The organism is Shewanella fodinae, assembly GCF_014651955.1.
Lineage (GTDB): Bacteria > Pseudomonadota > Gammaproteobacteria > Enterobacterales > Shewanellaceae > Shewanella > Shewanella fodinae.
This window is the reverse complement of sequence record NZ_BMXW01000046.1, coordinates 1-802: the sequence shown is the minus strand read 5'-3', so window position 1 is coordinate 802 and position 802 is coordinate 1. Positions and strand designations below refer to the sequence as shown.

Genomic DNA, 802 nt, shown 5'->3' with positions numbered 1-802 from the left:
CACAGATTGCTTGATAGACGAAGAGCGAAAACAGTAAGTTGTGGGTCTGTAGCTCAGGTGGTTAGAGCGTACGCCTGATAAGCGTAAGGTCGGTGGTTCGAGTCCACTCAGACCCACCAATCTTGTTGATGCTGCGTTGTATCGGTCGTCGTTTACTGATGTAAACGTCCTGCCAATACGCCTTGCCTGAACGAGATTAACCTTACAAGTGTTTTTGAGGGATTTTGGTGCAGTTCGCGGCGTGCAAGTGATGAGCGAAGGCGCATACATAAGTATGTAACTGAGCGAAGAGGCGCAGCACAACAAAGAAATGCGACAAAATAACCAAAAAGAAATGGGGCTATAGCTCAGCTGGGAGAGCGCCTGCTTTGCACGCAGGAGGTCTGCGGTTCGATCCCGCATAGCTCCACCATTNTCTTTAACAATTTGGAAAGCTGATAGTAGAGATTAAATAGCGATATTTAATCGAAATGAGTTCTCAAAATACTTCAATCAAGTGTTTTGTAATTCTAGTGCTTTAGCGATAAAGCACATCAAGGCGAAAGAAAAACCAATATGGGTCGTTGAGCAATCAACCCAATATTTCTAGCGCAGTCAGTCACTGGTCTGGCAAGGCCATCAGCAGAGCAACGAAAGCGTGTAGATAAGCTACATGATTGAGGCGCGAAGCTGATAACACCGCCAGGACAGAAGAGAGACAAGCGAGAGACCTATCCGGGTTGTATGGTTAAGCGACTAAGCGTATACGGTGGATGCCTTGGCAGTCAGAGGCGATGAAGGACGTGTTAATCTGCGAAAAGCT

Annotated in this window: 2 tRNA genes and 1 rRNA gene; all 3 read left to right on the top strand. The window is 46.7% G+C overall.

Annotated features, from left to right (window positions below):
- The first annotated feature begins 42 nt into the window (after positions 1-42).
- Positions 43-119, top strand: a tRNA-Ile gene (locus IE064_RS18065).
- A gap of 217 nt (positions 120-336) precedes the next feature.
- Positions 337-412: transfer RNA gene (locus IE064_RS18060), tRNA-Ala, on the top strand.
- A 313-nt stretch (positions 413-725) separates the two neighbouring features.
- Positions 726-802, top strand: a 23S ribosomal RNA gene (locus tag IE064_RS18055); the annotation flags it as partial.